Source organism: Lentzea chajnantorensis (assembly GCF_054300775.1).
Genome location: NZ_JBSDZT010000002.1, coordinates 4,168,201 through 4,183,117 on the forward strand (window position 1 = coordinate 4,168,201; position 14,917 = coordinate 4,183,117).

Annotated in this window: 17 protein-coding genes; 10 read left to right on the forward strand and 7 right to left on the reverse strand. The window is 68.3% G+C overall.

The window, feature by feature from the left end:
* Positions 1–333: 333 nt before the first annotated feature.
* Positions 334–504 carry a hypothetical protein gene (locus ACVDFE_RS21080; RefSeq protein ID WP_458434482.1) on the reverse strand — a complete coding sequence of 57 codons (171 nt, stop codon included), beginning with the start codon at positions 502–504 and terminating at the stop codon, positions 334–336.
* Positions 505–653: 149 nt separating this feature from the next.
* Between ACVDFE_RS21080 and ACVDFE_RS21085 the strand changes: the two genes are divergently transcribed.
* Positions 654–1,943: a hypothetical protein gene (locus tag ACVDFE_RS21085; protein WP_458434483.1), complete on the forward strand. Its 1,290-nt coding sequence runs from the start codon at positions 654–656 to the stop codon at positions 1,941–1,943.
* 136 nt (positions 1,944–2,079) lie between these two features.
* On the opposite strand, the gene ACVDFE_RS21090 is transcribed toward ACVDFE_RS21085, so the two are convergent.
* Positions 2,080–2,466 (reverse strand): hypothetical protein, encoded by a 387-nt coding sequence (locus ACVDFE_RS21090; protein WP_458431546.1) that lies wholly within the window; start codon positions 2,464–2,466, stop codon positions 2,080–2,082.
* 56 nt (positions 2,467–2,522) lie between these two features.
* Here ACVDFE_RS21090 and ACVDFE_RS21095 point away from each other — a divergent pair, with 56 nt between their 5' ends.
* Entirely contained in the window at positions 2,523–3,407 is an 885-nt protein-coding gene (locus ACVDFE_RS21095; protein ID WP_458431547.1) for a hypothetical protein, read from the forward strand.
* 9 nt (positions 3,408–3,416) lie between these two features.
* Here the strand turns inward: ACVDFE_RS21095 and ACVDFE_RS21100 are convergent, their stop codons facing one another.
* The 3 genes from ACVDFE_RS21100 to ACVDFE_RS21110 all read right to left on the reverse strand — a co-directional run bounded on the left by ACVDFE_RS21100 (position 3,417) and on the right by ACVDFE_RS21110 (position 7,277).
* A complete protein-coding gene (locus tag ACVDFE_RS21100) occupies positions 3,417–5,150 on the reverse strand; it encodes a glycoside hydrolase family 99-like domain-containing protein (RefSeq protein WP_458431548.1) in 1,734 nt (577 codons plus the stop codon).
* Between the two features lie 355 nt (positions 5,151–5,505).
* Positions 5,506–6,006 (reverse strand): NUDIX domain-containing protein, encoded by a 501-nt coding sequence (locus ACVDFE_RS21105; protein WP_458431549.1) that lies wholly within the window; start codon positions 6,004–6,006, stop codon positions 5,506–5,508.
* Positions 5,994–7,277: a helix-turn-helix domain-containing protein gene (locus ACVDFE_RS21110; RefSeq protein WP_458431550.1), complete on the reverse strand. Its 1,284-nt coding sequence runs from the start codon at positions 7,275–7,277 to the stop codon at positions 5,994–5,996. Before ACVDFE_RS21110 ends, ACVDFE_RS21105 begins: the two co-directional genes overlap by 13 nt.
* A gap of 182 nt (positions 7,278–7,459) precedes the next feature.
* On the opposite strand from ACVDFE_RS21110, the gene ACVDFE_RS21115 reads away from it, so the two are divergent.
* The 4 genes from ACVDFE_RS21115 to ACVDFE_RS21130 all read left to right on the forward strand — a co-directional run bounded on the left by ACVDFE_RS21115 (position 7,460) and on the right by ACVDFE_RS21130 (position 10,202).
* On the forward strand, positions 7,460–7,834 hold the full coding sequence (locus ACVDFE_RS21115) for a zinc finger protein (protein ID WP_458434370.1): 375 nt from the start codon (positions 7,460–7,462) through the stop codon (positions 7,832–7,834).
* Positions 7,764–8,414: a hypothetical protein gene (locus ACVDFE_RS21120; protein WP_458431551.1), complete on the forward strand. Its 651-nt coding sequence runs from the start codon at positions 7,764–7,766 to the stop codon at positions 8,412–8,414. Before ACVDFE_RS21115 ends, ACVDFE_RS21120 begins: the two co-directional genes overlap by 71 nt.
* Before the next feature lie 6 nt (positions 8,415–8,420).
* A complete protein-coding gene (locus ACVDFE_RS21125; protein ID WP_458431552.1) occupies positions 8,421–9,266 on the forward strand; it encodes a helix-turn-helix domain-containing protein in 846 nt (281 codons plus the stop codon).
* Positions 9,267–9,803: 537 nt separating this feature from the next.
* Complete coding sequence (locus tag ACVDFE_RS21130; protein ID WP_458431553.1) at positions 9,804–10,202, forward strand: NUDIX domain-containing protein; 399 nt, start codon at positions 9,804–9,806, stop codon at positions 10,200–10,202.
* A 22-nt stretch (positions 10,203–10,224) separates the two neighbouring features.
* Here the strand turns inward: ACVDFE_RS21130 and ACVDFE_RS21135 are convergent, their stop codons facing one another.
* Entirely contained in the window at positions 10,225–11,127 is a 903-nt protein-coding gene (locus tag ACVDFE_RS21135) for a phosphotransferase family protein (protein ID WP_458431554.1), read from the reverse strand.
* On the reverse strand, positions 11,127–12,356 hold the full coding sequence (locus ACVDFE_RS21140; RefSeq protein WP_458431555.1) for a helix-turn-helix domain-containing protein: 1,230 nt from the start codon (positions 12,354–12,356) through the stop codon (positions 11,127–11,129). Before ACVDFE_RS21140 ends, ACVDFE_RS21135 begins: the two co-directional genes overlap by 1 nt.
* Before the next feature lie 515 nt (positions 12,357–12,871).
* On the opposite strand from ACVDFE_RS21140, the gene ACVDFE_RS21145 reads away from it, so the two are divergent.
* From ACVDFE_RS21145 to ACVDFE_RS21160, 4 genes are all read left to right on the forward strand, one after another.
* Positions 12,872–13,516: a hypothetical protein gene (locus ACVDFE_RS21145; RefSeq protein ID WP_458431556.1), complete on the forward strand. Its 645-nt coding sequence runs from the start codon at positions 12,872–12,874 to the stop codon at positions 13,514–13,516.
* A 6-nt stretch (positions 13,517–13,522) separates the two neighbouring features.
* Positions 13,523–13,672, forward strand: coding sequence for a helix-turn-helix domain-containing protein (locus tag ACVDFE_RS21150; RefSeq protein WP_458431557.1), 150 nt, complete (start codon positions 13,523–13,525; stop codon positions 13,670–13,672).
* The gene (locus ACVDFE_RS21155; protein ID WP_458431558.1) at positions 13,669–13,914 is read left to right on the forward strand and encodes a hypothetical protein; all 246 of its coding nucleotides are present in this window, start codon (positions 13,669–13,671) and stop codon (positions 13,912–13,914) included. Before ACVDFE_RS21150 ends, ACVDFE_RS21155 begins: the two co-directional genes overlap by 4 nt.
* 574 nt (positions 13,915–14,488) lie before the next feature.
* Positions 14,489–14,914, forward strand: coding sequence for a PPOX class F420-dependent oxidoreductase (locus tag ACVDFE_RS21160; protein ID WP_458431559.1), 426 nt, complete (start codon positions 14,489–14,491; stop codon positions 14,912–14,914).
* Positions 14,915–14,917: the final 3 nt, after the last annotated feature.

The window sequence follows — 14,917 nt, forward strand, 5'->3', positions numbered from 1 at the left end:
GGCCGTGGCGCGCCTCGCGTTCGACCAGACCGACCTCCTGACCGGGCAGGGGGAGACCCGCCGCTTCCCGGTCCGCGCGGCCGACCCGGGGCGGCCGGTGAAGATCACTCTGGCCTGGACGGACCCGCCGGGCGCGGTCGGCAGCGGCACGGCGTCGGCGAGCCCGGTGGTGAACCGGCTGGCGTTGCGCGCCAAGGAGGACGGCGGACGCACGTGGCGCGGTGGCGCCGACCGGTTCCGCGGCGGCTGGACGGCGGCCGACAACGCGCTGACCGGTGCCACGCTCACCGGTGCCGTGCTGCGCGAGGAGGGCGCGGACAACCTGCAGTGCATCTACCTCCCCGCAGGCGAAGTGCGCGCGCTGGAGGTCACGGTGACCGCGCTGACGCTCACGACCGACGCGCTCACCGGCGGGTTCGAGCGGCCGGGGCAGGACTTCGCGCTCGTGATCACGAACGCCGAGGCCGACCACACCGCGTCCGGCACCACCGTGGTCGCGGGCATCGCGAGCGGAGCTCCCCGTCCCCGAGCTCACCCCCGACGAGGCCGCGTGGTGGGCGGAGGGCTCGGCCGCCGAACCGGAGTGCGCCCCCGGCCGGTGGCGGGAGGCCACGGACACCTCCGCGAGCGTCCTGGCGGCGACCGGAGCGCGGTTGCACGTGGTGGCGGAGGAGGCGACGGGCCTGGCCGGTGCCGCCGCGGCCGTCCGGGAGCACGTGGACGGTGTGGACGCGGTGGACGCGGTGGACGCGGTGGCACTGCTGGGGTTGCCCGCCGGCACGCCGATCACCGAGTCCGGAGTGGACTCGGTGCGGACGCTGGCCGGACGGGCCGACGTGCACGTGGTGTCCGACGACCCGGACCTGCTGGCCCGGCTCGCCACCGCGGTCGGCGCCGGCACCCGCGTGCGCTACCGGCTCGCCGACCACGCACCGGGACTGGGCGCGGTGCTGCGCGACACCGCGGTGGAGTCCGCGGGACTGCAACAGGTCCTGCTCACGCGGGTGCCCGCCGACGAGGGTGTCGCGGTCAGCTTCGGCGTGGTCGCGGCGGACGGCACGCTGGTGCTCGTGTTCCCGGCGCGCACGACCGCGATCTCCGTGCAGCGACCGGGACAGCCCGCCGCCGCACCGGGGTCGGGCACGCGGGTGGTGGAGCACGCCGACCGCACCGAGCTGGTCGTGGACAGCGCGGGCGAGGTGCCCGGCACGTGGACGGTCCGGGCGGCGTTCGCCGAACCGGTCTCGGGCGAGCCGGTCGTGGGCGAGCCGGTCGTGGGCGAGCCGGTCGTGGGCGAACCGGTCGCGTGGGTCCGCGGCGGTGTGGACCTGACCGTCGAGACACCGGAGGTCGAGCCGGGCCGGCGGTTGCTGCGCGTGAGTACCGCGCCCGGCTCGTCGCTGCGGCAGGTCTCGTTGCCGCGCACCCGGTTGTCACGCACACCCGACCCGGAGGCCGGACGCCCGCTCGTGCTGCGGGTGCGGCCGTCGCGCGCGCACCGCGACCGGGAGAGGGGCAACCCGGAGGCGGCGGCCCGTGCCGCGTCGGTGCCCGCGTTCGGTCACGTCGTCGACCTGCCCGGCGGACCGGCGGTGCTCGACGTGCCGTTCGACGTGGTCGGCGCCGACGCCGACGGCACCGCGTTCGCCCGCCGCGCCCGCGCCGGTGTCGTCGTCACCGGCACCGCACCCGACCTTGCCGGCCACCTGCCCCTGCAGGTCACCGGCCGCATCACCGAGGTCCGCTACCACGGCGGAACCGTCACCGGCGTGCGCGTCACCGCCGGCGCCCGCAGCCGTGAGCTGCTGGTCCGCTCCGAGGACCTGGGCGCCGCGATCGCCGCGATGGACACCAGCCACCCGGTCGTGCTCGGGGTGCGCGGCGCCGACCTGGAGTGGGTGTTCCTGCCGTTCTCCACCACCACCCCGAAGGAGCAGCCGTGAAGGAACGCGTCCTCGCCCTCGACCTGATCGACTCCTACCCCGTCGAGCAGCCGGAACTGCTGCACGAGCCGGACGACTACGGCGTCATCCCCCGGTGGACACCGGAGGAGGTGCCGCAACGCCTGCTGTACCCGCTCTACCAGGACGTCGAGCAGGAGATCGTCGACCTGCCGCCGTTCGACCACGCCCCGGGGTTCGTGGTGTGCCCCGACGAGACGCTCGACGTCCTGTGGTTCACCCCGACCTCGCTCACCCTCACCGACTTCGCCCTGACCGTGCGCCGCGAGGTCCGCCCCGACGGCGCCGTCGTCACGACCGGCGGTTCCGCGGTGATCTCGGTGAGCGCGTACGTGGGCAGGCCGTACGTGGAACGGGTTGCGCGGGAGCGCTGGACGTGGCGGGACAGCCTGCCGCTGCCGGAGGCCCGCCGCGCGCCGTTCACGGTGCTGCCCGCCGTGCTGCAGGGCCTCACCGTCGACCTGGAGCTGCCCGCGGGGGTCGCCGCGGCGCCCGCGATCATCACCGCCTCACCGCTGGCCGGTGCCGCGACGATCGCCGTCGAGCTGACCGCAGCTCGGCGTGCTGGCCTGGCGCACCGCGCTGGAGCAGGGTGTGGCCCGCACGATCCCCGGCACGGTCCGCGCCACGGCGGTGATCCCGACCGCCAACCCCGACGACTGGTACCCCGCGGTCGAACACCACACGCTCGACACCCCGCTGGGCACGCTGCTGGCCGACCGCGGCGCGGCCGACGTCCGCCAGGTCGACCCGCAGCAGACCGTCTCCCCGACCGTGGTCGTGGTGGGCAGCCAGCTGGTGGCGTCCTCCACCGTCACGCTGCGGCCCTCCACCGGCCAGGCACCGTCCTCTGCGGTGTTCGGGCCCGGCGGCGGGCGGGTCACCACCGCCGTCGTGACCCAGCACCCGGACACCGTCGGCGTGGAGTGGAAGGCCGAGGTCGCCTTCACGCCGCCGCGCTGGCCGGTCGTCCCCGCCTCCGGCCGGCTCGACAGCACCAGCGGGTGGATCACGATGGTCAAACCCGAGTCGTGGTGCGTCGGCTACGTGCTCGCGATCGTCCCGGTGGACGCCGCGGGCCGCCCGATGCCGGCCTCGACCCGCGCCGGCGACCGCGTGCAGGGCGTCCTCAACTTCACCGCGCCCTACGTGTCCGGCGGCCTGCTCTCCTCCGCGTTCGACGCCGAGTACGGCCGCCCGACGAGCCTCGTGCTGCCCCGCTTCCCCGACCAGCCGTTCGGCGACCTGGTGCTGACCGTGTTCGCCACCTGCGGCGGCGTGCTGGGCCAGGCATCGCGCCGGCTGGGCGCGGACGACGTCGTGGTGACCGCGCTGGCCTACCCGGACGGCAGGGTGGAGCTGCACACGAGCACCGAGTCGTTGCCGGAGGCGCCGACCGGGCTCACGAAGCTCCTCGCGCGGCTCGGTGAGCTGGCCAGGGGGTGACGCCCGGCCTCACGGCACGGCGACGCACCCGGTGCCGTTCCTGAGCCGCAGCTCGGACCGGACGATGTCGAGGTACCGGCACCCGTCGCGCTCGTTCGGCTCGATGACGCCGCCCTCGTGCCACTCGTTCCAGGCGTACAACAGCACGAAGTTGTCCACGGCCGACGACCGCGCGGACGCGTCGATGTCGTCCCGGACGGCGCCGAGCACCCTGCGGAAACCCTCCGGCGACTGGTCCTCGTACCAGCGGAAGGCCGCGTGCAGCTTGGCCTTGGCCTCCTCGGGGCTGTCACTGGACGTCACCGGGTCCTGCGTGCTGATGCCGATCCGCGGCCGTTCGTCGAAGTCCGACGTGGCGCACCGGACCACGGCACCGGGGATGGTGCCGAACCACTCGCGCTCCCCGGCCACGTACTGCTCGTACGAGCCGGTGAACCGCCCGGGGCAGTAGCTGCCGTCGACCCCGTGCTGCGGCCCCGGGAACCCGTTGTCAGTGGTCATCGTGATCATGACCTCCTCACCGAGCGTGGCCCTGGCCCGCGTCCGGATCGCGTCGGTGAACCGCCGCACCGCCGCGTCGTCGATCTCGTCGCTCTTGTCGTTCTCCGGCCGGTCGTTGACCTTGCCGATGCCCCGCACGTCGCAGAGCTGCAACATCGGCCGCCCGTCGTTGGCGCGCAGGATGTTCGGCTGGCTGAGGTAGTCGTCGACGAGGATCTCCGCGGCCCGGTCGATCTGCTCGGACGGCATCCGCAACGTCCCACCGGCCCCACCGCGCCACGGGTGGATGCACGGCAGCACCGTGAACTTCATGTCGCCCCGGTTCCGCGCGGCCAGGAACGCCCGCAACCCCGCCGCGTACTGCTCATTGGCCGCACCGGGGTTCCAGTACCAGTAGAACGCGAAGTGGTCCAGCCCCGCACCCGCGGCCTGCTTGATGTGCTGCTCCAGCGTCTCCGGCTTCGAGTCGTCGTAGTACCCGATCGAGGGCTTGAGGTGCGAGAAGTCCTCATCCGGCCAGTGCCGCACCGCCTTCGGGTTGCCGTCCCGCGCGTGCCGGACGCCACCCCACCAGTCGTTCTCGAACTCCTTGCCGTAGTACCGCCCGATGCGGTCCATCATGGCCCGGTTGCCCTGCGCGTCGAACGCGCCGAAGTAGATCGCCCCAGCCCGGATCCACCGCGGGTACACGTACCCCAGGGGCCCGTCGACCTGGTCGTATCCGAGCGCCCGCATGGCCCCCAACCGCGACGCCAACGCCGGCCGCCACGAGTCGGCCGCCCCCTCCTTGTGCACCCGGTAGAGCACCTCGGTCCCCGGCTGCGGCGACACGGACAGGTGCCCGATCACCCCCTCGTACCGGAACAACGGGTCGTCCCCAGAGGTCAACTGGTCCCGCTCGGCCGCGGACGACGTGAGCATGTACGCGATCCGCCCCTGCTTGCGCAGCCGGTACAGCGGCGTCGACCCCTCGAACGCCTGCCGCCGCAGGTACCCCACCCGCGCATCCGCCTGCACCTGCATGCCGTGCACTTCGGCCGCGGTCTTAGCCTCAGCCTGCGACAACGTCCAGAACAACCCCTGCTCGTGCGGCGTCGCCAACTCCAGCAAGGGCACCGGGTCGGTCACCTTGCTCTCCGGACTGCCACTCGCGACCGCGACCGTCGGCGGGTCGTTGGAGATCGTCAACAGCAGCGAGGCCGCCAGGACGGCGACTGCCAGCAACGAGACGAGAAACCGCACGGTGCCATGATGCAGGACGCAGGCGTGAAACTGTCCTCATCGGAAGTGTGATCCGAGCTTGAGGGCGGCTTCGTGGCGTCGTTCTTGCTGGTGAGCGGGGTTAGGTGCCTATCGGGTGTGTCTGGGCGGCGCTGTGAACTGGTGCTTGACCTGCTAGGTAGCGGCAACGGCTCCGGTCAAGCTGTTCGTGCCGATGCTGGTTGTCGATGAATCAGACGACCGGAAGCAGAGTGGCAAGAAAGATGTGTCCGGACGAGCTCGTCGCACTACCAGACTGCTGCACAAGCAGGCTCGACGGGAACCTGTGGCTCGGTTCGATCGGTTGCTCGGCGAACGGCTGTAGTCAGTCAATACTTCACTGAGGGCTCTCCGAGTAGTCGGTCGAGCTGTGTTCCAGCGCGTGGAGTGCGCGTTCGAGCCGTTTCGCCATATCGGCGCGGAGCAGCTGGCACGCCTCCTGGAACGGCACTGCGGCGACTTCGCTGACCTCGGGATCGCGCGGCGCGAGCTGCTCCACCTCGTCTTTCACCAGCACGCCGCCGTCGAAGATGAAGAGCAGCTGGTCATCCCACGGACCGTGCGGGCCGATCCAATCGAGTAGGAGTACTCGGCCCGGCTGGATCGACAGGCCCAGCTCTTCGCCGACTTCACGGACCGCGGCGGCACGTGGAGGCTCGTTGTTCTCGGCCATGCCGCCGGGCAGGTCCCAGTGCTCCTTGTAGGTCGGGTTCACCAGCACGATGCGCCCATGATGGTCCCGGAGGAGCACGTCCGCGGCGACGCGCTTGCGAGCTTGCTTCGCGTTGCCCTCGGCGAGATAGGCGAACCGGGCGTCGTCGTCAGTCAGACCGGCCACGTCGCAGTTTGACCTTCCTTGGCGTCGGATACCTGGCTGAGCGCGCCCAGGGTGGCCAGGAAGTGCGCCACCTCGGGGACGCTGCGCGCCGACGCCAAGGTACGCCCCAGGGCGTTGAGCTGATCAAGGACGCGGGTCGAGCTGAGCGAGGCCGTCACCTTGCAGACCTCGTTGCCGAACGCGGCGGCTTCGTCGAGTCGGCCGGCGCCGATCAGGATGTTCGCCATCGTGAGCTGGCCGAATGCCCTGCTGCGGACGCGGTCGCCGGTGCGGAGCTGGATGGCGGTGGTCGCGCGCTGCTCCGCTTCGGCGTACTCGGCGAGGTCGAGGAAGCACTGGGCCGCCTCGCTGGCGAGCGACGCCTCGTCGAAGTTGGCGATCCAGTCGGCCGGCTTCTCGTTCGTCGCCTGGTCGAGCAAAGACTCAGCGGTGTCGAGTGACTCGGCGCAGGCCTGATTCTCTCCGGTGAGGGCGAGTGCTCGGGCGCGCATCGCATGCAGTCGCGCGGTGAGCCGGAGCGTGCCGTCTGCCTGGCTCGTCTTGGTGATTCCAGTGGTCGCGATTCGCAGGGCGTCGGTGTGCTGTCCCAGTTCGATGGCGAGGTGCGACATCGACGCGCACGCGTTACCGGCCAGCGCGTTGTTCTCGGCGGCGACGGCCAAGCGGAACGCGCGCTCGAAGTAGGCACGAGCGCGGGAGTTCTGCCCACTGTCGTGGGTCATCCAGCCCGCGATCTCCGTCATGGAGGCCGCGGCGGAGAAGATTCCTGCCGCAGCGGTACCGCTGTGCGCGTCGAGCAGGAGCGGTGCGATCTCCCGGCTGAGGTAGAGCTCGACAGAGGGAAGCAGCACGCCCCCGCCGAGCCTCCGATCCGTCTCTTGGAACGCCAGCGCGGCGCCCTGGATGCGGTGCACGGCGTCAGGCCCTGACTGCCGTGTCTTCTGCAAAACCTCGACGGGCCGGAGCGGCTTCTGTTCCGGGTGGAGGAGCTCGATCAGCTCAGCGGTGGTGATTTCCAGTGCGGCGGCCAGCCGAGGCTGGATGAACGCATCCGGTGGGTTCTCCAGTCGATCCCACCTGCCCACCGTCACCCGGTCGACCCCCAAGAGCTTGGCCAATCCCTCCTGGGTGAAGCCCATGGCCTCCCGGCGCTGCGCGAACGCACTTCGCCACCTGGCCAATTGATGCTCCCGAGTGTCAGTCGATGGCCGCCAGCGTATCGCGCCAGTTTCGGCGAATGGCGGTTGTCCAGACGAGAATTTTGCTTTCACTCGATCAGGTCAGTCAACGTTGTGGCTGGTCAGTCGCTTGCGTGTTGCGTTCGTGTGGCACGGGCGTGGCGTCTGCGACGTGGTCAGCGGACCGGGTCTCGCCGTTTAGTCAATCCCACTCACCGGTTGGCATCCGAAAGGAGGGGATGGCCGTGTCAGCGCAGGCAGCCGTGGACCCGTCGATGACTTTGAGCAGCTGCACACCGCCGGAGCCGTTCCGCTGGTTCCCGTACCGCGGAGCGCGTCACGCCGTTCCGCGCTGCTTCGTGTTGCCGGGGAGCCGGATCGAATTACCGTGCGGCGAGCAGCTGGTCGTCCCGGAGGTCGAGCCGCCGAAGTACCCGGACTGGCTGTGGCCGGAGTGCCCCAAGTGCGACAGCGAATGGCGCAAGACGACCGGACGGCCTCAACGTTCCGAGCTTTGCGGATCGGGCTGCGCGTCAGACGAGCAGGGGTTGGACATGCCGAAAACGAAAGAACAGGGTGATGACGACCGAAGTCGGAACCGCCGAACTCAGCCGCGTCCTCGCGCCGTATGTGACGTCGTGGTCGGCTGAGCATGATCTGCACTGCACGTTGCTGGTGCGTGCGGACGGGCGCGGAGTGGGCTACGCCAACGAGCTTCCGGGAGATCGGGACGCGCACGGCGTGCTGTGGAACCGGGTCGCGGAGCGGCACGGTGTGGGTGTGCCGGAGTTCGCGCGGGTGCACCCGGCGCGGCAGCGACAGGCGATCAACAATCTGCTGTGCCAGGTGTGCGCCGAACCGGCTGACCGCACCGCGGAGGGCGTCCTGTGGCTGATGCGGGACTTCCGAGGAGACAGTCCGAACTGGCCGGAGGACATGGCCTCGGTAGAGCCTCCGATCTGTGCCCGGTGTGTCCCGGTCGCGATGCAGCGGTGTCCAGCGCTCCGACGTGGTGCTGTCGCGGTCCGAGTGCGGGAGTTCAACGTCATGGGAGTGAGAGGAACCCTGTACACGCAGGGGGTCTTCGGTCTCAAGCCGGCCGGGATGGGGCATCTTCTCTACGGCGATCCGGCCACCAGCTGGATGGTCGCGGCGTCCTCGTTCCGCCTGCTCCAGGACTGCAGCTTTGTCTCGTTCGAGGAGCTGGGCATTGCGGCAGGTCTGGGATAAGCGGCTATGCCGAGGGACTTCCGGGCCACGGCGCTCGAACGCGCTATCGGGCGGCAGCTCGCCGCGTGGCGCGATGCGCGGCAGCTCAGCCTGACCGAGGCCGGTCGCTTGGTGGGTTTCAGCAGTGCCAAGCTTTCGATGATGGAGAACGCCATCCAGCCGTCCGCGGTCCTGGACATCATGGCGCTCGGCTACGTCTACCAGGTGCCGGCCCTGGAGTGGCAGACCGTCGTGAAGCAGGCACAGCATGCCAACCTGGTCCGTGCGGTCACCGACGATGTCGTGCTGTTCGACCCAGTCGAGGATCTTCCGGCGCTGGTGGGTGAGGCCACGGGTGTGGGTGTGTTCGCGCCGGATGCCGTGCCCTCGCTGCTCCAGATTCCCGGCTACGCGCACATCGTGGTGGATGCCGGCGACCCTGTCCGTGGTGGGAGGCATGCTGTGATCAGGCATGCCTGGGCGCAACGGCTCGGCGACAGGAATCCGATCGTCGTCCGGGCGGTGTTCCCGGAGGCTGTGCTGCGGACGATCGTTGGCGGTCCGCGAGTGATGAAGGCGCAGCTGCTGCACCTGATGGAGCTGAGCGAGCTGGAGACCGTCTCGATCAAGGTCGTGCCGCGCGCTGCGGGTGCCTGCCCGGTGACGGGCGTGTCGTTCACGTTGCTCAGCTTTCCGCACCGCCAGCACAGCGACGTCGCGTACTTCGAGTCGTTCATCAAGGGCGAGTATGTCGAGGACGTGGGCTTGACGGAGAAGTGCGTTCGGCGCTTCGAAGCTCTCAGCACGCTGGCGCTGAACGAGGGCGAGTCGGTGGAGCTCATCGCCGAGGCAGCGGCTGAGCTGTCCAACTGAACGATTCACTCGACTGAACGAATTGGGTACGGCTTTGCTGGCGTCTTGGAGCAGCTCCAAGACGCGGACTTCAACCTGGGATTGAGTGGCTCTTGGTCGAGACATTCGGCGTCGCCGAGGCTTGGCTCAGCAGGGACTTGGGCCGCGGCGCAGGTGGTTGAAACCGGCCTGGCTGAACGACACGGCCTAACCGACCTGTGTCAGCACCTGCGCCCCTGACCCGGTCGAAAACAGCTGGGCACGCCAGCCGGAACTCGGCTACCGCTACGACTGCGCTCAGGACTCGCCGTCACGCTGGCGCTGAGCGCACAGCAGCCGCTGCTAACGTCTGGCCCCGTCACGGCGGTCGACGCGCTCACCGAACCGGAACCCACGCTGTTCTGAACTCCGGCACCACCCGCGCAGGCTGCCACCCCCCCCGTCAGCCGACCGCGAGGAACGCCCGCCGGATGTCCACCACCAGCCCACGCATCGGTGCTCGGGTACTGCTGCTCGACGCCCACGACCGCGTGCTGCTCATCCACGCCTGCGACCCGCATGATCGCGACCACCACTGGTGGGAGCTTCCCCGGCGGCGGCCTCGACGAGGGCGAGAAGCCGGAGGACGCCGCCCTGCGCGAGGTCGCGGAGGAGACCGGGATCATCATCCCGTCGCTGGGCCACAAGCTGTGGATCCGCGAATCCCGCTTCCACTACAAGGGCCGCGACCACCACCGCGAGGACCACGTGTTCCTCGGCCGCATCACCGACACCGAGCCGAAGGTCGCGCTCAAGCCCACCGAGAACGAGAAAGCCGGGTTGATCGAGCGCCGCTGGTGGTCAGCGCCAGAACTCCACCAGTGCACCGACAAGCTCCTGCCTGCCAGCCTCCCGAATCTGCTCGACGACCTTCTCGCCGGCGCACTGAGCGCGGCACCGCTGCATCTGTCCGACTGACCGACCAGGGTTCGTCCCACGGTCAGAGGATGCTCCACGGCTGGGCATGATCGTCACCCAGTTGAGCGATCCGTCGTGTGACCTCTGCGGCCTGCGGGGTTCCCGGCGCGGACTTCCGCGCGTTCGTGGTGATCATCCTCAGCTCGCGGAGATCCCTGAAGACCTCGTAGCCGTCCCACTCCCGGACGTCACGTCCGTAGCGCTCGCAGAAGTTGTCGTACTGCTCCGGAGGGAACCCGAACCTGCGGCAGTGGACCTCGATCGTCACGAGGTCCCATTCCGCGGGGCCGAACACCGCACTTTCCCAATCGCAGAGGACCGCCTGACCGCTTTCGTCCCACAACGTGTTGCGGTGCTGGGGATCGCCGTGGATGAGGCGAGGCTCGCTGAGCTCGACCTGCTGCAGCCGAGAGGTGACGTCGCTGAGATGTCGCTCCAGCCGGTTTCGCTCAGCAGCCGACACGATCGTGCTGGAGTCGATGGAGCGCCGGATCGCACCCAGGGCATCAAGTTGCGGCAGTTCGATCGGCGCTGTTGTCAGTCTGTGCAGCGAGAAGAGCGGCTCAGCGATCTCGCCGGCCGACATCTCGCGGTTCTGGGGGAGGTAAGGCCACAAGGTCACTGCGCAGCCGGTTATGTCCAGCGGCTGCTCGATGTCGAGCAGCGACAGCGTGGGAACGTGCCGCTCGGACAGCCAGCGCACCAGCCTGACGACGTTCTCGGTGTGCCGGATGTTCGGGCGCAGGACCTTCACGATCACCGGTGCCGTGACGAGCCGGTACACGGCGTTCGTCTGATGCCTGAGCAAGACCATCCCAGCCGGGTCGAGACCAGCCCGCCGGCTCGCCTCGGCCGCGACGAGCGCGGTGCGATCAGGTTCGAACGTGGATTCAGTCAGGCGTGGGAGTTCGTGGATCGCCGCCATCAGTTGTTGCTGACCGGCGCCACGAGTTCGCGCAGCTCACTGACTGCGGGACGCTGCCACCGCTGTGTTGGTATGGCTTTCACGACATCGGTTGCGCGTGTCAGCACGATTCGCGTCCGGTGCTCTCCAGGAAGTTCGAGAAGCGTGTTCACCGCCAGCGCGCACGCGTCGTCGACGTCGCCGTCGGCAGCCTCGCCGACGGCCTGGTCCAGCTTGATCAGCGCCGGGTCGATGACCAGCGTCGGATCGGCACGGTAGCGGTGCAGGGCTTCCTGCTGCACCTGACGAGCGCGGTCGAACTCGCCGAGGTAGGTCAGGGTGCCGGACAAGTACAGCAACAACCGCTTGTCGTTGAACTCGAACGCGGCGTCAGTCGATGGTGTGTCGAGCTGGTCAACCAGACGCTGGGCGGTGGCCATCGCGCGTTCGGCGCCGTCGGCGTCACCGAGCCGCGCGAGTGCGCGCCCTTCGGCGGCCGCGGCGAGAGCGGTGGCGCTGCTGACCGCACCCGCGGCGAGCGTCTGAGCTTTCTGCGCCAGGGAGACGGTGCGTTCCAGACGCCCGTAGTAGTACGGGAGCATTGCTTCCTGTGCGCGAACCTGCGCTCGCAGAAGGCCGTCGGTGGTGTCGTCGGCGGCCAGACGAGCGGTGCCGTACCAGGAGCGCGCGCGGGTGACCTGACCGAGCTTCATCAAGGCGTCCGCGTTCAACAGGCTGAGCACCGCGGTTGCCGTGGACAACCGTTCCTGCACCTTTGCGGGCTGCCGCTCGTCGGCCAGCTCGCGTACTTCGAGGAGGTCCGGCATCAGGTCGTCGAGCATCTCGGCGGGCGGGGTGTGGGTGTAGTTGTCGATCCAGTCGACGATCCGTTCTTCGATCAGCTCCAGGCGTCCCATCGAGCCGAGTCCTTTCGAGAGGGTGCTGTCGACGAGGCTGCGCGTTTGGTCGAGACGTGCGAAGAGAGTGTCCTGAGTGGACGACTGGGCTGGCCAGATGACCGAGACAGCGGTCGAGCCGTCTGGGGTGGTCTGGGCGAGTACGGCGTCGAGATCCGCAAGCGACAGGTCGAGCGCAGTAGCGAGCCGCTTTCGTTGCCGTGCCTGCGGTCTCTGGCCTGAGCGCCACCGTGCGACGGTTGAACGGTCGACTTCCAAAGCCTCAGCCAGGGAGTCGATCGTGAAACCGGCGTCCTCGCACGCTTTGATCAACGCGTCGCGTTTTGGACTCATCGACGTCCTCTCCGTCGCCTCCACCCTACGGTAGCGGACGCGCATCCTTGCAGGTCAAGCCAGATATGCGTACAAGATGCGCACGGACTGCGACCGAACTGCGCACTTGATGCTCTGGTCGAATGACTCGGGTCCCACTTTCCTGAGTGAACCATCTGGCGGTGAACAACCTGTCGCCGATGTCCATGGGAACGCACAAGGTGGGTGATGGCTGTGGCGGTCGTTGTTGTCGTGGATCTGACGCCAGCGGAGGCCACTGTTCTGGCCCGAGCTGCCGTGGTGGTGACTTCGGCGCTGGATTGCAGGGAGTTGAACGCGGCAGAGCATGGCCTCCTGTCGTTCCGGGCGGCAGTATCGCGTGCGCTCGCGAACGAGATGCCGCGGGCTTTCGGCAGAGCGGCCACTGCGATTGCAGCGGCAACGCCGCCAGGCGAGTTAGCGGTCTTGTTCAGTGAACTTCGTCGTCGACCTGACGACAGTCTCGAACCAGCGGCACGAACGAAAGCACAGGAGAGATGACGAAAACCGACCAGCGCAGTCTCACCGTGGCACCACACGTAACCTCGTGGTCTGCTGAACAGAACCTGCAGTGCAGCGTGGTCGTGCGCCCCGACCGCCATGGCGTCGGTCACGTGAACGAGCTGCCGGGCGACCGCGATGAGCACGGCGTTCTGTGGATGAAGGTCGCCGAGCGCCACGGTGCAGGCAAACCCGATTTCGCGCGGGTCCATCCGGCACGGCAGCGGCGGGCGATGAAAGAACTGCGGTGTCAGGTCTGTGCCGAGCCGGCTGACCGAACGTCGGACGGTGTCCTGTGGTTGATGCGGGATCACCGGGAGACCGAGGGACCGGACTGGCCTGAAGACATGGCGTCGGTGGAACCTCCCATCTGCGTTCCATGCACAGAGATCTCGTTGCAGCGCTGTCCTGCGCTTCGTCGTGGCGCTGTCGCAGTGCGGGTTCGCGAGTACAGCGTCATGGGAGTCCGTGGCACCTTGTACCGGCCCGGCGTGTTCGCGCCGCAGCCGATCAAGATCGAGCACCTCGTCTACGGCGATCCGACCACCAGCTGGATGGTCGCGGCGTCCTCGTTCCGCGTGCTCCAGGATTGCAGCTTTGTCTCGTTCGAGGAGTTGGGCATTGCGGCAGGTCTGGGATAGACCGCGATGCCAAAGGACTTCCGGGCCACGGCGCTCGAACGCGCTCTCGGGCGGAAGCTCGCTGCGTGGCGTCATCTACGGCAGCTCAGCCTGACCGAGGCTGGTCGTCTGGTGGGTTTCAGCAGTGCCAAGCTTTCGATGATGGAGAACGCGTGAAACAGGCACAGCATGCCAATCTGGTCCGTGCGGTCACCGATGACGTCGTGCTGTTCGACCCAGTCGAGGATCTTCCGGCGCTGGTCGGCAAGGCGACAGGTCTGGAGACCTTCGCGCCGGATGCCGACGACCCTGTCCGTGGTGCCAGGCATGCCGTGATCAGGCATGCCTGGGCGCAACGGCGCCGCGACGGCGAGTCGGTGGAGCTCATCGCCGAGACAGCGGCTGAGCTGTCCAGCTAAGTGACTCACTTGATCGAATGAATTGAGTGCCGCTTTGCTGGCGTCTTGGAGCAGCTCCAAGACGCGAACTTCCACCCGGAGTTGAGTGGCTCTTGGTCGAGTCCTCACCGACGCCCAGTGGCCGGGCTCGATGTGCTGCTGCCCGACCCGACGTGCCTGGACGGTCGTGGCGGATCACGCAGGTGGCCAGACCGAGGAACGCCTCGTCAATGTCGATGACCATGAACGTTGAGTCACCACAGTTGACCAATCTGTGAGGAACTTCTAGCCGCACCCGACACGCATGAGCGACACGACGGACCTGTGGGTGCCGACAGCGTGTGGCGAGGACTGAACTCGTTTAGAAAGGTGTTCCGAGAGTTGGAATGAGTTCTGGACACGTCTTGGGTCGCTTGGTTCACTGTCCACACCCAACAGAGAATCCTGTAACCGCTGTGATTCCAGGAGGCGAATTGCGCTCGTCGGACCGGTGAGCTCGCACGCCGGCCGGCTCGGAAGTCGAACACATCGTGGCTGCCTGCATCGGACGAACAGTTCGTTGCAGCAGACGACACATCTTGGTTCAGGAGGTTCGATGTCCAAACCGTCGTACGGGGTCGGAGAGCTCGATGCCGCCTCTTTGCAGCCTGACGAGATGGAACGCCTCTTCCGAGCGCCGATCATTGCAACGGTCAGCACCGTGAGTCCGGCCGGGTACCCGCAGTCCAGCCCTGTCTGGATCAAGTACGACAACGGTCGTTTGCTGTTCTCCGCGGCCAGCAACCGGGTCAAGATCCGCCACCTGCGAGCGAACCCGAGGGTGAGCGTAATGGCGTTTGATCCCGAAAGCCCACGTAGCTACGTTCACGTACAGGGCACGGTCACGATCACGCCCGACGGCGCGATGGAACTGATCGACGAACTGTCGCTCGCCTACTGCGGCAAGCCCTGGGCATCGCAGCGCGGCGAGGAACGGGTAGTGGTGCGGGTGGAGCCCTCCAAGATATTCGTGCGGCGGTAAGTC

What these genes read in the sequence shown, in the direction of transcription:
- ACVDFE_RS21140 (WP_458431555.1), bottom strand. Translation starts at nt 12,356, where the DNA reads ATGAGTCCAAAACGCGACGCGTTGATCAAAGCGTGCGAGGACGCCGGT.
- ACVDFE_RS21120 (WP_458431551.1), top strand. Translation starts at nt 7,764, where the DNA reads ATGACGACCGAAGTCGGAACCGCCGAACTCAGCCGCGTCCTCGCGCCG.
- ACVDFE_RS21160 (WP_458431559.1), top strand. Translation starts at nt 14,489, where the DNA reads ATGTCCAAACCGTCGTACGGGGTCGGAGAGCTCGATGCCGCCTCTTTG.
- ACVDFE_RS21125 (WP_458431552.1), top strand. Translation starts at nt 8,421, where the DNA reads ATGCCGAGGGACTTCCGGGCCACGGCGCTCGAACGCGCTATCGGGCGG.
- ACVDFE_RS21135 (WP_458431554.1), bottom strand. Translation starts at nt 11,127, where the DNA reads ATGGCGGCGATCCACGAACTCCCACGCCTGACTGAATCCACGTTCGAA.
- ACVDFE_RS21080 (WP_458434482.1), bottom strand. Translation starts at nt 504, where the DNA reads ATGCCCGCGACCACGGTGGTGCCGGACGCGGTGTGGTCGGCCTCGGCG.
- ACVDFE_RS21150 (WP_458431557.1), top strand. Translation starts at nt 13,523, where the DNA reads ATGCCAAAGGACTTCCGGGCCACGGCGCTCGAACGCGCTCTCGGGCGG.
- ACVDFE_RS21130 (WP_458431553.1), top strand. Translation starts at nt 9,804, where the DNA reads ATGATCGCGACCACCACTGGTGGGAGCTTCCCCGGCGGCGGCCTCGAC.
- ACVDFE_RS21115 (WP_458434370.1), top strand. Translation starts at nt 7,460, where the DNA reads ATGACTTTGAGCAGCTGCACACCGCCGGAGCCGTTCCGCTGGTTCCCG.
- ACVDFE_RS21145 (WP_458431556.1), top strand. Translation starts at nt 12,872, where the DNA reads ATGACGAAAACCGACCAGCGCAGTCTCACCGTGGCACCACACGTAACC.